Source organism: Neisseria sp. P0021.S007 (assembly GCF_051956855.1).
On record NZ_JBQCXA010000883.1, the window covers coordinates 1 to 572 of the forward strand.

Below are 572 nucleotides of genomic sequence, written 5' to 3' on the forward strand. Positions count from 1 at the left end.
GCACTTACTTGCACTCCACCCTGCAAGCCCATAAAATAAAGCCGTTTTTCACTTTGGAGCTGTCTATGCGCCGTTTTGCCCTTCTCGCCCTCAGCCTTGCCGCGACTCAAGCATTTGCTTTGGGTTTCAGCCAAAAAGATACGCTGACCAACACGCGTTATCAGGAAAGCCCTGAAGAAGTTGCCGCACGCGAGTTTAAAGAACACAAAGCCGAGTTGCCGCCTCTGCCCGATACCCAATCGAGCGATTGGTTCGACCTCTATGTCAACGAAACCTACGGCAAGCAGCCCAAAATCCTGCTCAGCAGCCTGCAAATCATGCCTGCGCCGGACAACAGCATCCGCTACGTCTTGAACGTACGCTCCGACAAAGGCTACGACAACCTCTCCGTCGAAGGCCTCTATTGCGCCCGCACATCCTTTACTTACAGCAACGACAAGCGTTCGTCTTACAAAGTATTCGCTTACGGCGATACAGTAAACCGCCGCTGGATTGAACCGCGCAAAGGCGATTGGAAGCTGATCGGCAATGCGTTCAGCCGCAACGATGCCCTGCACACCGCCCTGTATCAG

At 53.7% G+C, this 572-nt stretch carries 1 protein-coding gene; it reads left to right on the plus strand.

What is annotated here, in order from left to right:
- Positions 1–65 precede the first annotated feature (65 nt).
- Positions 66–572 (plus strand): CNP1-like family protein (locus ACTHUR_RS16515; RefSeq protein WP_440399761.1); only part of this gene is annotated, 507 nt, incomplete at its 3' end.